The organism is Rhizobium sp. LjRoot30 (assembly GCF_964253915.1).
GTDB lineage: Bacteria > Pseudomonadota > Alphaproteobacteria > Rhizobiales > Rhizobiaceae > Metarhizobium.
The window spans coordinates 151196-171169 of sequence record NZ_CAXUSG020000010.1; the positions used below are offsets into that span (position 1 = coordinate 151196).

22 protein-coding genes are annotated in these 19974 nt (G+C 63.1%); 12 read left to right on the plus strand and 10 right to left on the minus strand.

Annotated elements, in window-relative coordinates:
- Window positions 1–6: 6 nt before the first annotated feature.
- Together pdxA and rsmA are read left to right on the plus strand one after the other, a co-directional pair.
- The gene (gene pdxA / locus ACSQ3I_RS19850; RefSeq protein ID WP_436001719.1) at window positions 7–1017 is read left to right on the plus strand and encodes a 4-hydroxythreonine-4-phosphate dehydrogenase PdxA; all 1011 of its coding nucleotides are present in this window, start codon (window positions 7–9) and stop codon (window positions 1015–1017) included.
- A complete protein-coding gene (gene rsmA, locus ACSQ3I_RS19855; protein ID WP_436001720.1) occupies window positions 1017–1844 on the plus strand; it encodes a 16S rRNA (adenine(1518)-N(6)/adenine(1519)-N(6))-dimethyltransferase RsmA in 828 nt (275 codons plus the stop codon). The genes pdxA and rsmA overlap by 1 nt, the downstream gene beginning before the upstream one ends.
- Window positions 1845–1860: 16 nt before the next feature.
- Here rsmA and gmk read toward each other — a convergent pair whose 3' ends face one another.
- The 7 genes from gmk to fabD form a co-directional block, all read right to left on the minus strand.
- The gene (gene gmk, locus ACSQ3I_RS19860) at window positions 1861–2523 is read right to left on the minus strand and encodes a guanylate kinase (RefSeq protein ID WP_109456819.1); all 663 of its coding nucleotides are present in this window, start codon (window positions 2521–2523) and stop codon (window positions 1861–1863) included.
- A gap of 4 nt (window positions 2524–2527) precedes the next feature.
- Window positions 2528–3415: a YicC/YloC family endoribonuclease gene (locus ACSQ3I_RS19865; protein WP_436001721.1), complete on the minus strand. Its 888-nt coding sequence runs from the start codon at window positions 3413–3415 to the stop codon at window positions 2528–2530.
- A gap of 13 nt (window positions 3416–3428) precedes the next feature.
- Window positions 3429–4646: an endolytic transglycosylase MltG gene (gene mltG, locus ACSQ3I_RS19870; protein ID WP_436001722.1), complete on the minus strand. Its 1218-nt coding sequence runs from the start codon at window positions 4644–4646 to the stop codon at window positions 3429–3431.
- A gap of 131 nt (window positions 4647–4777) precedes the next feature.
- A complete protein-coding gene (fabF, locus tag ACSQ3I_RS19875; protein ID WP_436001723.1) occupies window positions 4778–6040 on the minus strand; it encodes a beta-ketoacyl-ACP synthase II in 1263 nt (420 codons plus the stop codon).
- 108 nt (window positions 6041–6148) lie between these two features.
- Entirely contained in the window at window positions 6149–6385 is a 237-nt protein-coding gene (locus ACSQ3I_RS19880) for an acyl carrier protein (protein ID WP_003502080.1), read from the minus strand.
- Between the two features lie 289 nt (window positions 6386–6674).
- Window positions 6675–7412, minus strand: a complete 738-nt coding sequence (fabG, locus tag ACSQ3I_RS19885) for a 3-oxoacyl-[acyl-carrier-protein] reductase (RefSeq protein ID WP_436001724.1) — start codon at window positions 7410–7412, stop codon at window positions 6675–6677.
- Window positions 7413–7432: 20 nt separating this feature from the next.
- On the minus strand, window positions 7433–8377 hold the full coding sequence (gene fabD / locus ACSQ3I_RS19890) for an ACP S-malonyltransferase (protein ID WP_436001725.1): 945 nt from the start codon (window positions 8375–8377) through the stop codon (window positions 7433–7435).
- A 179-nt stretch (window positions 8378–8556) separates the two neighbouring features.
- On the opposite strand from fabD, the gene ACSQ3I_RS19895 reads away from it, so the two are divergent.
- The 7 genes from ACSQ3I_RS19895 to ACSQ3I_RS19925 all read left to right on the plus strand — a co-directional run bounded on the left by ACSQ3I_RS19895 (window position 8557) and on the right by ACSQ3I_RS19925 (window position 14638).
- Window positions 8557–9603, plus strand: coding sequence for an aldo/keto reductase (locus ACSQ3I_RS19895; RefSeq protein WP_436001726.1), 1047 nt, complete (start codon window positions 8557–8559; stop codon window positions 9601–9603).
- Window positions 9604–9622: 19 nt separating this feature from the next.
- Complete coding sequence (locus tag ACSQ3I_RS19900; RefSeq protein ID WP_436001727.1) at window positions 9623–10141, plus strand: ClbS/DfsB family four-helix bundle protein; 519 nt, start codon at window positions 9623–9625, stop codon at window positions 10139–10141.
- A gap of 259 nt (window positions 10142–10400) precedes the next feature.
- On the plus strand, window positions 10401–10850 hold the full coding sequence (gene rpsF / locus ACSQ3I_RS19905) for a 30S ribosomal protein S6 (protein WP_436001728.1): 450 nt from the start codon (window positions 10401–10403) through the stop codon (window positions 10848–10850).
- Window positions 10851–10862: 12 nt separating this feature from the next.
- On the plus strand, window positions 10863–11111 hold the full coding sequence (rpsR, locus tag ACSQ3I_RS19910; RefSeq protein WP_109456811.1) for a 30S ribosomal protein S18: 249 nt from the start codon (window positions 10863–10865) through the stop codon (window positions 11109–11111).
- A 171-nt stretch (window positions 11112–11282) separates the two neighbouring features.
- On the plus strand, window positions 11283–12266 hold the full coding sequence (locus tag ACSQ3I_RS19915; RefSeq protein WP_436001729.1) for a DUF2232 domain-containing protein: 984 nt from the start codon (window positions 11283–11285) through the stop codon (window positions 12264–12266).
- Between the two features lie 19 nt (window positions 12267–12285).
- The gene (rplI, locus tag ACSQ3I_RS19920) at window positions 12286–12861 is read left to right on the plus strand and encodes a 50S ribosomal protein L9 (protein WP_436001730.1); all 576 of its coding nucleotides are present in this window, start codon (window positions 12286–12288) and stop codon (window positions 12859–12861) included.
- 280 nt (window positions 12862–13141) lie between these two features.
- The gene (locus ACSQ3I_RS19925) at window positions 13142–14638 is read left to right on the plus strand and encodes a replicative DNA helicase (RefSeq protein WP_436001731.1); all 1497 of its coding nucleotides are present in this window, start codon (window positions 13142–13144) and stop codon (window positions 14636–14638) included.
- Between the two features lie 7 nt (window positions 14639–14645).
- Here the strand turns inward: ACSQ3I_RS19925 and ACSQ3I_RS19930 are convergent, their stop codons facing one another.
- From ACSQ3I_RS19930 to ACSQ3I_RS19940, 3 genes are all read right to left on the minus strand, one after another.
- A complete protein-coding gene (locus ACSQ3I_RS19930; RefSeq protein ID WP_436001732.1) occupies window positions 14646–14948 on the minus strand; it encodes an AzlD family protein in 303 nt (100 codons plus the stop codon).
- Entirely contained in the window at window positions 14945–15652 is a 708-nt protein-coding gene (locus ACSQ3I_RS19935; RefSeq protein WP_436001733.1) for an AzlC family ABC transporter permease, read from the minus strand. The genes ACSQ3I_RS19930 and ACSQ3I_RS19935 overlap by 4 nt, the downstream gene beginning before the upstream one ends.
- Before the next feature lie 74 nt (window positions 15653–15726).
- Entirely contained in the window at window positions 15727–16584 is an 858-nt protein-coding gene (locus tag ACSQ3I_RS19940; protein WP_436001783.1) for an AraC family ligand binding domain-containing protein, read from the minus strand.
- A gap of 108 nt (window positions 16585–16692) precedes the next feature.
- Between ACSQ3I_RS19940 and alr the strand changes: the two genes are divergently transcribed.
- The 3 genes from alr to radA all read left to right on the plus strand — a co-directional run bounded on the left by alr (window position 16693) and on the right by radA (window position 19892).
- Entirely contained in the window at window positions 16693–17859 is a 1167-nt protein-coding gene (gene alr / locus ACSQ3I_RS19945) for an alanine racemase (RefSeq protein ID WP_436001734.1), read from the plus strand.
- 51 nt (window positions 17860–17910) lie between these two features.
- Window positions 17911–18186 carry a type II toxin-antitoxin system ParD family antitoxin gene (locus tag ACSQ3I_RS19950; protein ID WP_436001735.1) on the plus strand — a complete coding sequence of 92 codons (276 nt, stop codon included), beginning with the start codon at window positions 17911–17913 and terminating at the stop codon, window positions 18184–18186.
- A 302-nt stretch (window positions 18187–18488) separates the two neighbouring features.
- Window positions 18489–19892, plus strand: coding sequence for a DNA repair protein RadA (gene radA / locus ACSQ3I_RS19955; RefSeq protein ID WP_436001736.1), 1404 nt, complete (start codon window positions 18489–18491; stop codon window positions 19890–19892).
- The last annotated feature ends 82 nt before the right edge of the window (window positions 19893–19974 follow it).

Here is a 19974-nt window from a genome sequence, read left to right on the forward strand (position 1 = left end):
AAACCGATGCGCCCGCTTGCGCTCACTCAAGGCGATCCGGCGGGGATCGGCCCGGATATTACCCTGACCGCCTGGCTTGATCGCCGGGCGTTGTCATTGGAGCCGTTCCTCTTTATCGGCGATCCGGCAGTGCTGGCGCAGCGCGCCCGTCATCTCGGCCTTTCCGTGGCAATCGAGGAGACTGGGGCGGAAGATGCGATCGGTATCTTTGATCGCGCTATTCCGGTCATGCCCGTTGCCGCTGGCTCCGACATCCTGCCCGGCGAGCCGCGTGTCGAAAGTGCCGCCGGCACCATCGGCGCCATCGAGCGGGCGGTGGAGCTTTGTTTTGCCGGCCGGACGAGCGCCGTCGTGACCAATCCGATCGCCAAATCCGTGCTTTATGACGCCGGCTTCCGCTTTCCGGGGCATACGGAATTTCTGGCCGATCTCGCCGAACGTGCAACTGGAAAGCCGGCATTGCCGGTGATGTTGCTGGCCGGCCCGAAGCTGAAAGCGGTGCCGGTGACCATTCACATCCCGCTGAAAGACGTGCCGGCCGCGCTCGATGCCGCGTTGCTGCTTGAGACCTGCCGCATCACCCATGCCGACCTGAAACACCGCTTCGGCATCGCCGCGCCACGCCTTGCCGTCGCCGGCCTCAATCCGCATGCCGGCGAAGGCGGCGCACTCGGGCTGGAGGACGACGCGATCATCCGCCCGGCAATCGAGGTGCTGCGTGCCGAGGGTATCGATGCCTTCGGTCCCCTGCCCGCCGATACAATGTTCCACGACCGTGCCCGCCAGGGTTACGACGTGGCGATCTGCATGTACCACGATCAGGCGCTCATCCCCGCCAAGGCGCTGGGCTTCGACGATTCGGTCAATGCGACGCTCGGCCTGCCGTTCATCCGCACCTCGCCCGACCACGGCACCGCCTTCGGCATCGCCGGCAAGGGGATCGCGCGGCATGACAGCCTCGTTGCAGCCCTGACGCTCGCAGCGGACCTCGCGCGCAACACCGGAGCCCGTTCCTGATGGCAACCCTGGACGGCCTGCCGCCACTGCGTGACGTCATCCAGCGGCACGGGCTCGACGCCCGCAAGGCGCTGGGGCAGAATTTTTTGCTCGACCTCAATCTCACCCAAAAGATCGCCCGTACGGCTGGGCCGCTGGAGGGCGTAACAGTCTTCGAGGTCGGCCCCGGCCCCGGCGGTCTGACCCGCGCCATTCTTTCGCTCGGCGCCAAGAAGGTCATCGCCATCGAGCGCGATTCCCGCTGCTTGCCGGCGCTGGCGGAAATTTCCGACCATTATCCCGGCCGGCTGGAAGTCATCGAGGGCGATGCGCTGAAAGCCGATTTCGAGGCCCTGGCACCCGAAGGGCCGGTGCGCATCATCGCCAACCTGCCCTACAATGTCGGCACCCAGCTTCTGGTCAACTGGCTGCTGCCGAAGACCTGGCCGCCGTTCTGGCAGTCACTGACATTGATGTTCCAGAAGGAGGTCGGCGCCCGCATCGTCGCCGATGAGCAAGACGACGCCTATGGCCGCCTCGGCGTGCTCTGCGGCTGGCGCACAACGGCACAGATGGTCTTCGACGTGCCGCCGCAGGCGTTTACGCCGCCGCCGAAGGTCACCTCTACCATTGTCCATCTGCTGCCGAAGGCTACGCCCCTTCCCTGCGATGCGGACAAGCTGGAAAGGGTGACGCAGGCCGCCTTCGGTCAACGCCGCAAGATGCTGCGGCAAAGCCTGAAGCCGCTTGGCGGCGAAACGCTGCTGCTCAAGGCCGGCATCGACCCGGCAAGGCGTGCCGAAACGCTCTCGGTCGAGGAGTTCGTGGCTCTCGCCAATCATCTCTGAGATGGTTTGCCGAGGCTCAGAGCTTCGGCGTCTCTTCCAGAAGGCCGCGCACGAAATCGAACAGGCCATGACGCCGGTCGCGGCGCACCCGCTCGGCCTTGACGATGCACTGCACCGTATCGAAGGCGATGTCGAGGTCGTCGTTGATGAGCACGTAATCGTATTCGCGCCAGTGCTCGATTTCCGAGCGGGAATTGGCAAGCCGGGTGGCGATCACCTCTTCGGTATCCTCTGCACGGCGATGCAGGCGCGATTGCAGTTCGGTCATGGTCGGCGGCAGCACGAAGATCGAAACGACATCGGCCGCCATCTTCTCCTGCAGCTGCCGGGCGCCCTGCCAGTCGATATCGAACAACATGTCGCGGCCTTCGGCCATGGCGACCTCGACGGGTTCGCGGGGCGTGCCGTAAAAATTGCCGTGGACTTCTGCCCATTCGAGCAGCGAATCTGAGTCACGCATGCGTTCGAATTCACGCACGCTGATGAAGTGGTAATGGCGACCGGCGATCTCGCTCGGACGGCGGGCGCGTGTGGTGACGCTTACCGACAGGCTGAGCCCCGGAACCGACTCCAGCAGGTTGCGGGCGATCGTCGACTTGCCGGCGCCGGAGGGCGAGGACAGGACGAGCATCAGGCCGCGGCGTTGGATGATGCTGGACGGCGTGGCCCGGGCGGTCATGGGATTACTCCAGATTCTGGACCTGTTCGCGGAACTGGTCGATGACAACTTTTAGCTCGATGCCCGCCGTGGTCACGGCCGCGGCATTGGACTTGGAGCAGATCGTATTCGATTCTCGGTTAAATTCTTGTGCCAGAAAATCGAGCTTGCGGCCCACCGGACCACCTTTTTCCAGAAGATCCCGGGCGGCGAGCACATGCGCCTTCAACCGGTCGATTTCTTCGCGAAGGTCCGCCTTGGTCGCAAGCAGCGCAGCCTCGGCATGCAGCCGGTCGCGGTCAAGGCTCGGCACGCCCTCGATCAGCGCGGCGATCTGGCCGGCCAGGCGGCGTGCAATTTCTTGCGGCGTGCGGGAAGGATCGTTCTCCACCACGGCTGTCAGGCTGGCGATACGATCGATATGCCCATGCAGCAGGCGGGCAAGTGCCTCGCCCTCGCCTTCCCGCATTGCCTGGAGATCGGCCAATGCACCGACGAGGCCGTCGAGGATCGCCTGGTCTCGGGCACCCATTGCCTGATCGTCATCCTTGGCCTCGCGGAAATCGACAAGGCCACGAATGGTCAACAGCGTGTCCAGCCGCAGCGGCGACGGATCGAGAAGATCGCCAAGCTCCTTGCGCAGGGCCATCACGGCGGCCAGCGCTTCGCTGTTCAGCACGGCCTCAAGCTGGGCTTCGGCCGCTGTAACGGAAAGCGAGATCTGCATGTTGCCGCGGGAAAAACGATCGGCGAGCTGCTTGCGCACCTCCGTTTCCATCTGTTCCAGGCCCGGTGGGAAGCGCAGGCGCAGATCGAGTCCCTTGCCGTTGACGGAACGCAGTTCCCATGCCCAGCGATAACGCCCGACCGTTCCTTCGCGCCGGGCGAAGCCGGTCATGGATTGCAATGGCATTGGGCCTCCGCGCTCAGTTCGTGCTGGTCTTTTTCGCCGAAGGATCGGCCTGGTCCGCCGGCTGGCCGTCGACGGCGATGTTCGGATCGGAGCCCTTGTCCGCCTCGATCTTGCGCCAGCGCTTGACGTTGGCGTTGTGCTCTTCGAGCGTCGCCGCAAAGACGTGGCCGCCCGTGCCGTCGGCAACGAAGTAAAGATCCTTGGTGCGCCAGGGATTGGCGACCGCTTCCAGCGCCGCGCGGCCGGGATTGGCGATCGGCGTCGGCGGCAGGCCCTTGATCTTGTAGGTGTTGTAGGGCGTTTCCTTCTGGAGGTCCGACTGGAAGATCGGCCGGTCGCTCGGCTTTCCTTCGCCGCCGAAAATGCCGTAGACGATGGTCGGGTCCGACTGCAGCCGCATGCCGCGTTCCAGGCGGTTGATGAACACCGACGCAACATGCGCCCGTTCGTCCGCCTTGCCCGTCTCCTTCTCGACGATCGAGGCGAGCGTAACGAACTCTTCCTTCGATGTCAGCGGGATCGAGGTATCGCGTTTTTCCCAGATCTGGTCGATCAGCTTTTCCTGGGCGGCCTGCATCTGTTCGACGATTTCCCCACGCTTGGTGCCGCGCGAGAACTTGTAGGTGTCGGGCCGCAGGCTGCCCTCCCCCGGCAGTTCGGCCGGCAGGTCACCTTCGAGAACCGGATCCTCCTGAAGCCGGCGGAACATCTGCCGCACGGTGAGGCCTTCCGGCAGCGAAACCGAATAGAGGATCGACTTGCCGGATTTCAGGAGATCCATGATCTCCTTCATCGAGGCGCCGGCCTTGATTTCGTATTCGCCGGCCTTCAGCGTTTCGTCGTCGGCCAGATAGGTCGCCGTGACGTAACGGAAGATTCGCGCATCGGAAATGACGTCGTTGCGCTCGAGATTGGAGGCGATTTCCGCCAGCCCGGCGCCGTTGCGGACGATGAAATTGGTGTTGACGGCGAGCGGTCCCTTCGCCTGGTAGGTCGAGATCGCATAATAGAAAGCGAGCACGGCGACGACGGCCACCATCACCGTCAGCGTCATCAGGAAGTTGAGGAAGATGACCAGCTGGCTGCGCGCCTTGCGCGAACGGCGCGGCGGATCGGGCACGCGCTCCGGGCGGAGCGCCTCGGTGGCCGATTTCGGAATGATCGGCCCCTTGGTCACACCCGCGCCGTCGCGGCCGTAGATCGCCTCACTGTTCTGGTTCGTATCGCTCACCGACAATCCTCATCATTTTGGCATTGTCCGCTGTTTGGCGAAGCAATGCGGCAAAAAACAGGTTCAGGAAACGGCCGCACGCCCTGAGCAATATTCACAATCAAGCAAATGGCGGCGGGAAACCCCGCCGATCAGCCTTCGTAACGGCGCAGCACCAACGAAGCGTTGGTACCACCGAAGCCGAAGGAATTAGACACCGCGACGTTGACCTGACGCTTGCGTGCCGTGTGCGGCACGAGATCGATCGCGGTTTCCCGTTCCGGGTTGTCGAGATTGAGCGTCGGCGGCACGATGTTGTCGCGGATGGCCAGCGTCGAGAAGATCGCCTCGATGGCGCCGGCAGCACCCAGCAGGTGGCCGGTGGCGGATTTCGTCGAGGACATGGAAATCTTCGAAGCCGCATCGCCGACCAGCCGCTCGACGGCGCCGAGCTCGATCGTGTCTGCCATGGTCGAGGTGCCGTGGGCGTTGACATAATCGACGTCGGCGGGCGTCAAGCCGGCACGCTTCAGGGCAGCCGCCATGCAGCGATAGGCGCCGTCGCCGTCTTCAGACGGGGCGGTGATGTGGAAAGCGTCGCCGGACAGGCCGTAGCCGACCACTTCCGCATAAATCTTGGCGCCGCGGGCCTTGGCATGCTCCAGCTCTTCGAGAACGACGATGCCGGCACCCTCGCCCATGACGAAACCGTCACGGTCGCGGTCATAGGGGCGCGAGGCCTTCAACGGATCGTCATTGTGCTGCGTCGACAGTGCCTTGCAGGCGGCAAAGCCGGCAAGCGAGATGCGGCAAATCGGCGATTCCGCGCCGCCGGCCACCATCACGTCGGCATCGCCGAGCGCAATCAATCGCGCGGCATCGCCGATGGCATGCGCACCGGTCGAGCAGGCGGTCACGACGGCATGGTTCGGGCCGCGCAGCTTGTGGCGGATCGAAACCTGGCCGGAAACGAGATTGATGAGGCGGCCGGGAATGAAGAACGGCGAGATACGGCGCGGACCCTTGTCGCGCAACGTATAACCGGCTTCGACGATACCTTCGAGGCCGCCGATGCCCGAGCCGATCAGCACGCCGGTGGCGATCTGGTCTTCATCGGTCTTCGGATGCCAGTCGGCATCGGCAAGCGCCATATCGGCGGCGGCCATGCCATAGACGATGAAGGGATCAACCTTGCGCTGTTCCTTCGGCTCCATCCAGTCATCGGCATTGTAGGTGCCGTTGGAGCCGTCGCCGAAGGGGATTCGGCAGGCAATTTTTGCCGGGAGATCATCGACTTCGAATTCGGTGACCAGGCGGGCCCCGTTTTCGCCTGCCAGCAGTCGCGTCCACGTGACTTCCGTTCCGCAACCCAGAGGTGATACCATGCCGGTACCGGTGATAACGACACGTCTCATCGCCCGTAATCCACCCTATTTTTCAGCCGATGTCTTTGTAAACAAAAGCCCGGAAAACCGGGCTCAAGCGGGCGGATCTTTGCAATCCGCCCATAAACTTTCAATCGATCAGGCCTGGGCCTTCTCGATGAACTTCACGGCATCGCCGACCGTCAGAATGGAATCTGCAGCGTCGTCGGGGATTTCAACGCCGAATTCTTCTTCGAACGCCATGACCAGTTCAACGGTATCGAGCGAGTCCGCACCGAGATCGTCGATGAAGCTGGCGCCTTCGACAACCTTGTCGGCGTCAACGCCCAGATGATCAATAACAATTTTCTTTACGCGTTCTGCGATATCGCTCATGTCGGATTCCTCGACCTTTGACTTCACCAGAATGCCCTTCTGGCATTCTACCCTGTTCTAACCCGCGACCCCGAAAAAGTGGCGCCGGCAAACTCGTTCAGCCCCAAGAAACCGGGACCGAAGCCATGCAAAAAGCATAGTGGTCCCCTGCATTTTCGGGACGACTGTTCACAGTCATGGCCCGATTAACACGGTTTAAGTCTGCCGCAAAGCCTGAAAATGGCACAGGGGCAGCTTGGTCAACATGCATTTCTCGGTCTATCGCCGGGAATTGCTTGCCGACCGCCGTTTAAATCATGGCCATGCCGCCGTTGACGTGGATCGTCTGGCCGGTGACGTAGGAGGCCTCGCCGGAAGCGAGGTAGACGACCGCAGACGCGACCTCCGCACCGGTGCCCATGCGCTTCATCGGAATGGCACCCATGATGCCTTCCTTCTGCTTCTCGTTGAGCTTGCCCGTCATGGCGCTTTCGATGAAACCCGGGGCGACACAGTTGACCGTGACGTTGCGGGTGGCGATCTCCTGGGCGAGCGACTTGGAGAAGCCGATCATGCCGGCCTTGGAGGCGCAGTAGTTGGCCTGGCCCGGATTGCCGGTGACGCCGACGACCGAGGTGATGTTGATGATGCGGCCATAGCGGCGGCGCATCATCGGATGGGTGAGTTCGCGCGTCAGGCGGAAGACCGCCGTCAGGTTCACTTCCAGCACCGCGTCCCAGTCCGCATCGCTCATGCGCACGAACAGGCCGTCCTTGGTGATGCCGGCATTGTTGACGAGGATATCGACGCCTTCGAGATCGGCTTCCGCCTTTTCGCCGAGCGCCTTGACCTCATCGCGATCCGAGAGGTTGGCCGGGAAGATCTTGACGCGGTCGCCGAGTTCGGAAGCCAGGGCCTCCAGCTTCTCGACGCGCGTGCCGTGCAGGCCGACGATAGCGCCGCGGGCATGCAGCGTGCGGGCGATCTCTTCGCCGATGCCGCCGGTGGCGCCGGTTACCAGCGCCTTGCGTCCGGTCAGGTCAAACATGGTTTTCTTCCTTCGTTCTATCAGCCGAGAATGGCGGCAATGGCCGCATCGATATCTGCAGGCGTGTTGATGGCGGTTCCGGTCACGGTCTTGTCGATGCGGCGGGCAAGCCCCGTCAGCACCTTGCCGGCTCCGACTTCGTAAAGTGTCGTGACGTTGTTGGCGGCGAACCATTCGACGGTTTCGCGCCAGCGCACCTGGCCGGTGACCTGCTCAACCAGCAGGCCGGCAATTTCCTTGGCATCAGTCACCGGAGCAGCGCGAACGTTGGCGATCACGGGCACGACCGGATCCTTGAGCGAGACGCCGGCGAGTGCCGCACGCATCGCCTCGGCGGCAGGCGCCATCAGCGAGGAATGGAACGGCGCGGAGACGGGCAGCAGGATGGCGCGCTTGGCGCCCTTGCCGGTCGCAAGGCCGGCCGCCTTTTCCACGGCTGCCTTCTCGCCGGAGATGACCAACTGGCCGCCGCCATTGTCGTTGGCGATCTGGCAGGCGCCGGCATCGGATGCCTCGGCGCAGATGGAAACGACATCGGCATGTTCGAGGCCGATGATCGCCGCCATGGCGCCGGCACCGACCGGGACGGCTGCCTGCATGGCGTTGCCGCGGATGCGCAGGAGGCGCGCCGTGTCGGCAAGCGTGAAGGTTCCGGCGGCACAGAGCGCGGAGTATTCGCCAAGCGAATGGCCGGCGACGTATGCCACCTTGTCCTTGAGGTTCAGCCCCTTGCTTTCGAGCACGCGGATCACGGCCACGGACACCGCCATCAGCGCCGGCTGGGCATTCGCCGTCAGCGTCAGGACGTCCTCGGGGCCGTTCCAGATGGTTTCGGAGAGTTTTTCGCCGAGCGCCTCATCGACTTCTTCGAAGACTGCGCGGGCTTCCGGGAAAGCGTCTGCGAGGTCCTTGCCCATGCCGACGGCCTGGCTGCCCTGACCGGGAAATGTGAATGCTAACGTCATTGGGATTGTTCCTTCCCTTGGTTTTCACCTCCATTCACCTTGTTGAAAGCCGGTGTCAAGACTGCGGCATGGCAGACACGATATGCTCGCAACTGCGAAATCACAGGATTTTGCGTATTGCGCTTCCGCAAAACGCTCCTAAATTCGCGACAGCCTTCCAAACACCAGGAATTCATTTCATGAAGTACAATATATTGGGTCGCACCGACATGTCGGTGTCGGAAATCTGCCTTGGCACCATGACATGGGGCGGCGGGCAGAACACCCAGGACGATGCTTTCGCGCAGATGGACTATTCCGTCGATCAGGGCGTGAATTTCTTCGACACGGCAGAGCTTTACCCGACGACGCCGCTTTCGCCCGAGACCTATGGCGGCACCGAGGAGATTATCGGCAACTGGTTCGAAAAAACCGGCAAGCGCAAGGACATCATTCTCGCCACCAAAGTCGCCGGTCCGGGGCGGCCGTATATCCGCGACGGCCGGCCGGCCGATGCCGCCGGCATCCGCGAGGCGCTCGACCTCAGCCTTAAGCGCCTGAAGACGGATTACATCGACCTCTACCAGATTCACTGGCCGAACCGGCCGCACTTTCATTTCCGCCAGGCCTGGGATTTCGACCTCTACCAGAAGCCGCGTACGGATGCCGCCGCCGATATCCTGATGATTCTCGAAACGCTCGACGAGGCGGTGAAGGCCGGCAAGGTCCGCGCCATCGGCCTGTCGAACGAGACCACCTGGGGCACGCAGAAGTTCCTGACGCTGTCGGAGCAGAAGGGCCTGCCGCGCGTCGCATCGGTGCAGAACGAATACAATCTGCTCTATCGCCACCACGATCTCGATATGGCGGAAGTCTCCTATTACGAGGACGTCGGCCTCCTCTCCTATTCGCCGCTCGCCGCAGGCCTTCTCTCCGGCAAGTATGTCGGCGGCCAGGTGCCGGCCGGATCGCGCGCCTCGATCAACGGCAATCTTGGCGGACGCCTGCAGCCGCTGCAGGAGCCGGCGGTAAAGGCCTATGTCGAGATCGCCGGCAAGCATGGCCTCGACCCGTCGCAGATGGCGCTGGCCTTCTGCCTCACCCGCGGCTTCATGGCCTCCGTCATCATCGGCGCGACGACGATGGAGCAGCTGAAGACCGATATCGCCGCCAAGGACGTGACCCTTTCCGACGACGTGCTGAAGGAAATCGCTGCGGTTCACCGCCAGTACCCGATGTCGATCTGAGACGGGGCGCCGGCAATTCATGGCCGTCCCCACCAATAAGAACGAACTGCGCAAGGCGATCGAGGTCGCCTTCGCAAAACTGACGGCTGAGTTGGAAAATTTTCCCGAAGATCTCGCCTCGGAAGGAACCATGCCGGGGCATGCGGCCGGCACGCTGATGAGCGTCGACGACCTGCTTGCCTACCTGATCGGCTGGGGCGAACTCGTGCTCAAGTGGATCAGGCTGCGCGACGAAGGGCAGGAGCCAGATTTTCCGGACACCGGGTTCAAATGGAATCAGCTCGGTTCACTGGCCCAGAAATTTTATCGCGAATACGAAACTTTGAGCTTCTCCGAGCGGCTTTCCCGTTTCGAGGAGGTTAAGATTGACATCCTGACACAAATCGACCGGCGCACCGATGCCGAACTTTATAGCGGTGGCTGGTACGAAAAATGGCCGCTCGGCCGCATGATCCAGTTCAATACCGCATCTCCCTACGTCAACGCGCGCAGCCGCGTGCGCGCCTGGAAGAAAAAGCGGGGACTGCTGCAAAAGTAGCGACGGCCCTTGCCTTCCGGCGAAAAATGCGTATAAGCGCGCCTGTTCGCAAACCCGGTCTTCTGGCTGGTGGCTGAACGGAGGGCCGGTTTCTCTCGGGAAACCGTTTGGGCCAAAAGGTTCCAGCCTCCCGTGTCTCCGCTCTCGACCGTCTCGAAATAACGCTTTCTTGCTTGGGTGAAAACCCTGACAGGAGCAGTCGTTGAGGCTTAGCCGCCGATTTCCGGGTTCAATGAAACGCAAGAAAGGCAAGCCCACCATGGCTCTTTATGAACATGTATTCCTTGCCCGACAGGATGTTTCCGCACAGCAGGTCGATGCCCTTATCGAACAGTACAAGGGTGTTATCGAAGCTAACGGTGGCAAGGTCGGGCGCGTAGAAAACTGGGGCCTCAAGTCCCTGACCTACCGCATCAACAAGAACCGCAAGGCGCATTACGCGCTGATGGACATCGATGCTCCGGCTGCCGCCGTCCAGGAAATGGAACGCCAGATGCGCATCAGCGAAGACGTTCTTCGCTACATGACCATCGCTGTCGAGAAGCACGAAGAAGGCCCGTCTGCCATGATGCAGAAGCGCGACCGCGACGACCGTCCGCGCCGCGATGGCGACCGTCCGGAGCGCAGCTTCGGCGATCGTGGTCCGCGTCCGGACCGTGGCCCGCGTGAAGGCGGCTTCGAGCGCCGTCCGCGCGAAGACCGTGCATAAGGAGATCTGAACATGGCTGAAACCTCTTCCTCCCCGGCACGCCGCCCGTTCCACCGTCGCCGCAAGACCTGCCCTTTCTCGGGCGCAAACGCTCCGCGGATCGACTACAAGGACGTTCGTCTCCTGCAGCGCTACATTTCCGAGCGCGGCAAGATCGTTCCGTCGCGCATCACGGCCGTTTCCCAGAAGAAGCAGCGCGAACTCGCCCAGGCGATCAAGCGTGCCCGCTTCCTCGGCCTGCTGCCTTACGTCCTCGCCTAATCCTTAGGTAAGGCGCCTGACTCTCAGGCATGACTCCGGGAAAGGCGATCCGCTCGCCCTTCCCTTCTTCCTTCCGCGTTGGGCGCGGATCGAAACCAGAAAATCCCATGTTGGGGACCGACTTTCCGTAAGGTCAAGTTTCCCCTAACTGCTCGACAGCAGGACAGCGACGTGAAGAAACCGGAACCAAAAACGCTGCTTTTCGGCATTCTTGCCGGCATTACCGCCGCACTTCTGGTGCTTGGGGCGAATGCGCAGCCGTCTTTTGCCGCGATCCTCTACGCCGCCTCGGCGCTTCCCATTCTCATTGCCGGCCTCGGCTGGGGCAACATCTGCACGATCGCGGCCATCGTTACCGCTGCGGCACTCGGCGCCGTCATGGTCAGCCCGAGCTTCGCCGTGGTCATGACCGTCGTGACGCTCGCGCCGGCGGGCTGGATCAGCCATCTCGCCAACCTGGCGCGGCCGGCGTCCGAACTCGGCGGCCCTTCGCATCTGACCGCCTGGTACCCGCTCTCCGACATCCTGATGCAGCTCTGCGCCATGGTGACGGTCGGCGTGGTCATCGTCGGCTTCATGATCGGCTACGGCCCGCAGCTCACCGACCAGCTGGTCGACGTGATGATGACGCAGATGCAGCAGCAGGACCCGACCTTCGCCAGCAATGTCGAGGTGATCGACCAGACCAAGCGCCTGGTCGTTCTGGTGCTGCCGATGACGCAGGGCGGCCTCTGGGTCATCCTGCTGTTTGCCGCCTACTATTTCGCCACGCGCCTCGTCGGCGCATCCGGCCGGTCTCTGCGTCCGCGCGAAGACATGCCGTCGGCGCTGCGCATGAACCGCAATGCCATCTTCGTCTTCCTCGGCGGCCTGCTTGCCTGCTTCTTCGGCGGCGTGCCGGCGCTGATCGGCGCCACCGTGTTCGGCACGTTTGGCGCAGGGTTCCTCATTGCCGGCTTCGCCGCCCTGCATTTCCGCAGCCGCGGCAAATCCTGGCGGATACCGGCGCTGATCCTCGCATACCTGGCAGCCACCATGGTGCTGCCGGCGCTGGCCATTCTCGTGCTCGGCCTGACCGACACGCGGCGGGCCATCGCACTGACGCCTTCGGGCGCACCGCAATCCAAAGACAATGAAACAACACCTGACATCTAGCATCTGAAAGGACACTGAAATGGACGTCATTCTCCTCGAACGCATCTCCAAGCTTGGCCAGATGGGCGAAACCGTAAAGGTTCGCGACGGCTTTGCCCGTAACTACCTGCTGCCGCAGGGCAAGGCGCTGCGCGCCAACGAAGCCAACAAGAAGCGCTTCGAAACCGAGCGCGCAACGCTTGAAGCCCGTAACCTCGAGCGCAAGTCGGAAGCCCAGAAGGTTGCCGACGTTCTCGGCGGCAAGTCCTTCATCGTCGTCCGCGCCGCCGGCGAAACCGGCCAGCTGTACGGCTCGGTCGCTGCCCGTGACATCATCGACGCACTGGCCGCTGCCGGCTTCAACATCGGCCGCAACCAGGTTGACCTCAACAACCCGATCAAGACGATCGGCCTGCACGACGTCACCCTGCACCTGCACTCCGAAGTCGAAATCACCGTCCAGCTGAACGTTGCCCGTTCGGCCGACGAAGCCGAGCGCCAGCAGAAGGGTGAAACCCTGACGTCTGCCGACGCCATCTACGGCGTTGACGAAGACGCCCTGCGTCCGGAAGATTTCTTCGATCCGGATGCAGACCGCGACGGCGACGAAGAATAAGAATTTCCTTCCTGCGGGAAGGGAATCGGGCCCGGCTGCACTCGCAGCCGGGCTTTCTTTTTTAAAGGCACAACGATACGGCCTCGTGCTACTCAGGCCGCTCGATTCGGCAATGGCCGGCAACGATCACAGTCAAACGGATTCGCTAATTTTGCCGGATTTTCGCGCAAGAACGGCACCGTCCCTGTGGATCGCTGTGGGTAGCGAATTTGGCGATGATCTGGAGGGTGAACTCCGCTAGGGTGAGCGCTTCCAGCGCAGCAGAAGATAGGTAAACGACATGAACGACACCGCGCGCAAGATCACGCCCCCCTCGCCCTCGGAGCCGCACTACCGCGAGGCGCCGAACAACATCGAGGCGGAACAGGCGCTGCTGGGAGCCATTCTGGTCAACAACGATGCCTATTACCGCGTCTCGGACTTCCTGAAGCCCGTTCATCTCTACGAGCCGCTGCACCGCAAGATCTTCGAGGTTGCCGGCGACATCATCCGCATGGGCCGTATCGCCAACCCGGTGACGATCAAGAACTTCCTCGCCGCCGACGCCAAGGTCGGCGAGATGACCGTATCGCAATACCTGGCGCGCCTCGCCGCCGAAGCCGTGTCGATCATCAACACCGAGGATTACGGCCGAGCGATCTACGACCTCGCCTTGCGCCGCGCGCTGATCACCATCGGCGAGGACATGGTCAACATCGCCTTCGACGCGCCGCTCGACATGCCGCCCCAGGCGCAGATCGAAGATACCGAGCGCCGCCTGTTCGAACTGGCCGAAACCGGCCGTTATGACGGCGGTTTCCAGGCGTTCAACGATGCCGTGGCGACCGCCATCGACATGGCAGCCGCCGCCAAGGAGCGCGACGGCGGACTTTCCGGCATCTCCACCGGCATCCACAGCCTCGATTCGAAGATGGGCGGGCTGCAGCGCTCCGACTTGATCATCCTCGCCGGCCGTCCGGGCATGGGTAAGACCTCGCTTGCCACCAACATCGCCTACAACATCGCCGCCTCCTACGAGAGCGAAGTCCAGGCCGATGGGACGATGAAGGCGAGAAACGGCGGCGTCGTCGGCTTCTACTCGCTGGAAATGTCGTCGGAACAGCTCGCCACCCGTATCATCTCCGAGCAGACGGAGGTCTCCTCCTCGAAGATCCGCCGCGGCGAACTGACCGACACCGATTTCGAAAAGCTGGTCGCCTGCTCGATGATGATGCAGAAGGTGCCGCTGTTCATCGACCAGACCGGTGGCATCTCCATCGCCCAACTGGCCGCCCGCGCCCGCCGCCTGAAGCGCCAGCGTGGCCTGGACGTGCTGGTGGTCGACTACGTGCAGCTGATGACCGGCTCGGGCAAATCCAACGAGAACCGCGTCCAGGAAATCACGCAGATCACCACCGGCCTCAAGGCGCTCGGCAAGGAACTGAATATCCCGATCATCGCGCTCTCCCAGCTCTCCCGCCAGGTGGAAAGCCGCGACGACAAGCGGCCGCAACTTTCGGACCTACGTGAATCCGGCTCGATCGAGCAGGACGCCGACGTGGTTCTGTTCGTTTTCCGCGAGGAATATTACATCAAGAACCAGGAACCCCGCGATATCCACGATCCGAAATATCCGGAATGGGAAGCGCTGTTCGAAAAGGTCAAGGGCACGGCCGACGTGATCATCGCCAAGCAGCGTCACGGGCCGACCGGCACGGTGAAACTCGCCTTCCAGGCCGAGTTCACCCGCTTTGCCGATTTGGCCGATCCGTCCTTCACCCAGTACGAAGAACACTGATCCGGGATCAGAGGCCGACGAACCGCAGCAGGGCCACCGTCGCGACGCCGAGCGCGACGGCCGCAAGCATCGGGAACCGGAAGGCTGCCAGCGCGGTGACGAGGCAAGCGGCACTTTCGGCCGGGCCGGTCGCAAAAGCCGTCGGCGCCACGACCGCCATCAGCACCGCCGGCGGAATGGCATCGAGGGCACGGCGGCTCCGCGGCGAAAAATTGACATAGCGCAGCAGCAGAAGCCCGCTCAGCCGGGTCAATACCGTTGCCGCGGCCATCGCCAGGATGGCTGCCAGGGTCGCAAACTCCACCGTCATGCCGGCACCTCCTCGCCTGCGCCGCCGGTCAGCGCAGCAGCGACAAGTCCGCCAACGGCGCCGGCAGCGATGTACCATACGCCCGGAACGAAATGATGGACGGTGAGCGCGCAGGCGGCGCTGGCAAGCAGGATCAGGCCCGTTTCACTGCCTTTCCAGAACCCCATCACCAGCACGATGAACACGGCCGGAAAGGCGAAATCGAGCCCGATCAGCGCCGGATCGCCGATAAAGGCGCCGAGCAGGCTGCCGGCGAGGCCCGACAGCACCCAGGCGCCGTAGAACGGCAGGACGAGGCCGAGATACCACAGCGGCTTCAGCACCGTCTCGCGGGCGCGGAATTCCGACATCGCCCAGATCTCGTCGGCGAGGAACAGCATGGAAAAAACCTTCTGCGGCCCGGAAAAGGCCTGCAGCTTGGTGCCGAGCGACGCACTCATCAGCACGTGCCGGACGTTGACCAGCAGGGCGGCGAAACCGAGGCTCACCCAGCTTGCCGGGTGCGTCCAGATATCCAGCGCCACGAATTGCGAGCCGCCGGCAAAGACCAACATGCTCATCAGCACCGTCTCCAGCGGTGATAGGCCCTTGGTCGCAGCCACCGCACCATAAACCATTCCGATCGGGATCACCGCCACGATCAAGGGTGCTATTCTCCGCGCGCCGGCAGCAACATCCGCCAGCGCTTCTTTCCATTTCGTCATCTGATGTCTCAAGGTTCGTTGCATCGGGATGCGGGTTCTAGCTGCCCGCATCACGCCCGTCTTGAACGAAAGTGTCACCGGCGGCGGAACTGGCCGGGCGTTATGCCGGTGCGCGCCTTGAAATGGCGGGTGAAATGCGCCTGGTCGGCAAACCCGCAGGCGAGCGCCACCTCGGCCGGGCTTTGCCCCAGCCGCAACAGGCGGCGCGCCTCGCGGATGCGGAGGTCGGTGAGGAAGGCATGCGGTGTGATGAAGAATTCCCGGCGGAAGGCACGGATCATATGCGCGCGGCTGAGGCCGGCGATGCGCGCCAGTTCGTCAAGCCCGATGTCGCTGTCGAAATGCGCCGTCAGGTAGTCGCGCACACGGTCGACGGCGGAGCGTTCCCGCGTTGCAAGCTGCGGCAACACCATGCTGCCGTGACGCAGGAAAAGGGCGGCAAGCACCCGGAACATTGACTCGTCCGATTCGAGCTGGCCGGCGCCCGCCTCCATCATCCGGTGGGCGTGGGTGAAGGCGGCGGAAAGCTGGGGATCGCGCGGCAAGCGGGCGGCAAAGGACGGCATGCCGTGCAGGCTGCGGCCGGAGACATCCTCCAGCACGTTGGTCACCAGCTGGGCGTCCGGATAGATCATCCGGTAGCGATAACCCGCCTCGCCCGGCGCGCCGTCGTGCACGTCGCCGGGATTGATCAGATAGAGGTCGCCCGGTCCCGTTTCCTCGCGCGTGCCGCGGATCGTGGCAATCTGGCTGCCCTTCTCGATGGCGCCGATGCTGAATGTGTCGTGGGCATGCAGCGCGTATTCGTGGGTGTGAAAAGTGGCGCTCAGGCATTCCATGCCGCCGAATCGGGACGCCCGCCAGAAACGGGTTTCCTCGAAGCCTGAAAGCGGCATTTCGTCCGCGGCCTGCTTTTGCGACACACTCTGCATGCCGCCATTGTAGCGCGGAACGAAACGGCGTCTTGCATAAAAGTGACGCTTTCCCATCAGGCATTTTGTGTTAGGGCTTGTTTCCCACTCCCTGCCAAGACTGATGCCATGACCTTTTCCGCCGACGACCACGACCTTCCCGATCCGTTCGATTCCGCACCGCTGCGGCTGACCATCGACCTTGCCGCCATCGCCGACAACTGGCGCGAGATGGCGCGCCGTTCCGGCCGCGCCCGCACCGCAGCCGTCGTCAAGGCGGATGCTTATGGGCTTGGCATCGAGGATGTCGGCGCAGCGCTCTATTTCGCCGGCGCCCGCGATTTCTTCGTCGCCCTACCGGCAGAGGGCGCGATCCTGCGCGCCTTTGCCCCGGAGGCGCGGATCTTCGTGCTCTCAGGCATCTGGCCCGGCATGGAAGAGCTGTTTTTCGAAAACGACCTCGTTCCGGTGCTCGCATCCCAGGAGCAGTTCGCCTTCTGGATGGGCGTGGTGGCCGACTACGGCGACTATCCTTGCGCCCTGCAGGTCGATACCGGTTTCAATCGCCTCGGCCTCTCCGTCGAGGATGCCCTCATGCTCGCCGACGACACGTCGCGGCCAGCAAGCTTTTCGCCGGTGCTGGTGATGAGCCACCTTGCCTGCGCCGACACGCCGACGGCCGTGATGAACCGCACGCAACTCGACCGTTTTCGCACGGTCGCAACGGCATTCGAGGGAATCGACGCCAGCCTCGCCGCCTCCGCCGGCATCATGCTCGGCGAAGACTATCATTTCGACCTCACCCGCCCGGGCATTGCGCTTTACGGCGGCGAATCGGTCAACGGCCTGCCGAACCGGATGCGCAACGTCGCCACGGCGGAAGCCCGCATCCTGACAGTACATGGCGCCCGCAGCGGCGAGACCGTCAGCTATGGCGGCACCGGTATCCTTAACCGTGACAGCCGGCTCGCCGTCGCCTCCATCGGGTATGCCGACGGCTTTCACCGCAACCTCTCCGGCTCGGGTGTTGCCCTGCGCAATGCCGGCCTTGCGGGTGGTTACGGCTGGATCGCCGGCCAGAAGGTGCCGATCGTCGGCCGGGTGACAATGGACCTGACGATCTTCGACATCACCGACCTGCCGGAAACTGCCGTGCACGCCGGTGACTACATCGAACTCATCGGCCCCAACATCGCCCTGGACGATGCCGCCCGCGCCGCCGGCACTATCGGCTACGAACTCCTGACCAGCCTCGGCCTGCGCTACGAACGTCACTATCTCCAGTCGGTCGATTGACGCTTGGAGCGGCCGATTGCCTGTGCTATACGAGAACAAAAGGAGATCAACATGCCTGAAATCCATCTCAGCCAGGAAGATCGGGATTTCGTCGAGGCGCAGGTGAAGACCGGTGTCTACAAGGACGCCGATGCGGTGGTGTCGGCGGGATTGCGGCTGCTCGGCAGCAAGGAAGGTCAGTTGGCGGAGCTTCAGCGCCTCGTTCAGGCAGGATTGGACGACGTGGAAGCCGGCCGGCTTCATCAGTATGCTTCCGGCGACGAGCTTCTTTCCGAGATCAGGCAAATGGCTGCCGAACGCGCGCAGAAAACGGGGACCGGCCATTAAGAACAGAAAACTCGTCTGGACCTCCACCGCCCGCGCCGATCTCCTCGAAGACTATATTTTCATCGCGCAGCAAAATCCGGCAGCCGCCGCCAGATTCGTGCTGGAGCTTGAAAGCAGGCTGCGATCTTTCGCGGAACTCGGACTGACGGGAACCGGCAGAGAGATCTGGGACAAGACATCCGGAGCTTCTCCTACAAGCAGCGCGGCATCTATGTCAGGGCCAGCAGCAATGAGGTGACCGTCCTGCGCATCCTGCATGGCCGCCAGAACATTTCCCCCGAAAATTTCGAAAGTACCGATTGATGGCGAAAGCCCGTACCCAATTCATCTGCCAGAACTGCGGCACCATCCATAATCGCTGGGCCGGCAAATGTGATGGCTGCGGCGAGTGGAATACCATCGTCGAGGAAGACCCGATGGGTGGCATCGGCTCTGGTCCCGGCAAGACGCCGAAAAAGGGTCGTGCCGTGACACTGACGACGCTTTCGGGCGAGATCGAAGAAGCGCCGCGCATCCATACCGGCATGGGCGAGCTCGACCGGGCGCTTGGCGGCGGTTTCGTGCGCGGCTCGGCAGTGCTGATCGGCGGTGATCCCGGTATCGGCAAGTCGACGCTGCTGATGCAGGCGGCGGCGGCGCTTTCCCGCAACAAGCACCGGATCATCTACGTGTCGGGCGAAGAGGCGGTGGCCCAAGTGAGGCTGCGTGCCCAGCGCCTTGGCGCCGCAGACACCGACGTGCTGCTTGCGGCCGAAACCAATGTCGAGGATATTCTGGCGACGCTCGCCGAAGGCAAGCGGCCGGACCTCGTGATCATCGATTCGATCCAGACGCTCTGGAGCGACACGGCCGATTCGGCGCCCGGCACCGTGACACAGGTCCGCACCGGCGTGCAGGCGATGATCCGCTTTGCCAAGCAGACGGGTGCGGCGATCGTGCTCGTCGGCCACGTCACCAAGGAAGGGCAGATCGCCGGGCCGCGTGTCGTCGAGCACATGGTCGATGCGGTGCTCTATTTCGAGGGCGATCGCGGCCATCACTATCGCATCCTGCGCACGGTGAAGAACCGCTTCGGGCCGACCGACGAGATCGGCGTGTTCGAAATGTCGGACATGGGCCTGCGCGAGGTCGCCAACCCGTCCGAACTGTTTTTGGGCGAGCGCAATGCCAAGGCGCCGGGTGCCGCCGTCTTCGCAGGCATGGAGGGCACGCGACCGGTGCTGGTGGAAGTGCAGGCGCTGGTGGCCGCAACCTCGCTCGGCACACCGCGGCGCGCCGTCGTCGGCTGGGATTCGGCGCGGCTTTCGATGATTCTTGCCGTGCTCGAGGCCCATTGCGGCGTCCGGCTCGGCCAGCACGATGTCTATCTCAACGTCGCCGGCGGTTACCGTATTTCCGAACCGGCCGCCGACCTCGCCGTCGCCTCCGCACTGGTTTCGTCGCTGGCCGGTCTTGCCCTTCCCGCGGATTGCGTCTATTTCGGCGAAGTCAGCCTGTCCGGTGCCATCCGGCCGGTTGCGCACACCGCCCAGCGCCTCAAGGAAGCCGAGAAGCTGGGATTTTCCGCAGCCCTTCTGCCTGCCGCCTCAGCCGACCTTCCAAAGGTTTCGGGGGGGCGCTGGAACGAAGTCGAGGCCTTGCCGGATCTGGTGGCGCGCATCGCCGGCTCCAAGGGTGCGTTAAGACAGGTGGAGGACGAGGATTGATCCTTTCGCACTACGGCACGGTGATGCTATAGGAGCGAGCGCATTCGGCAGCGGCAGCCGGGCGATTCTGCAGGACCGTCAT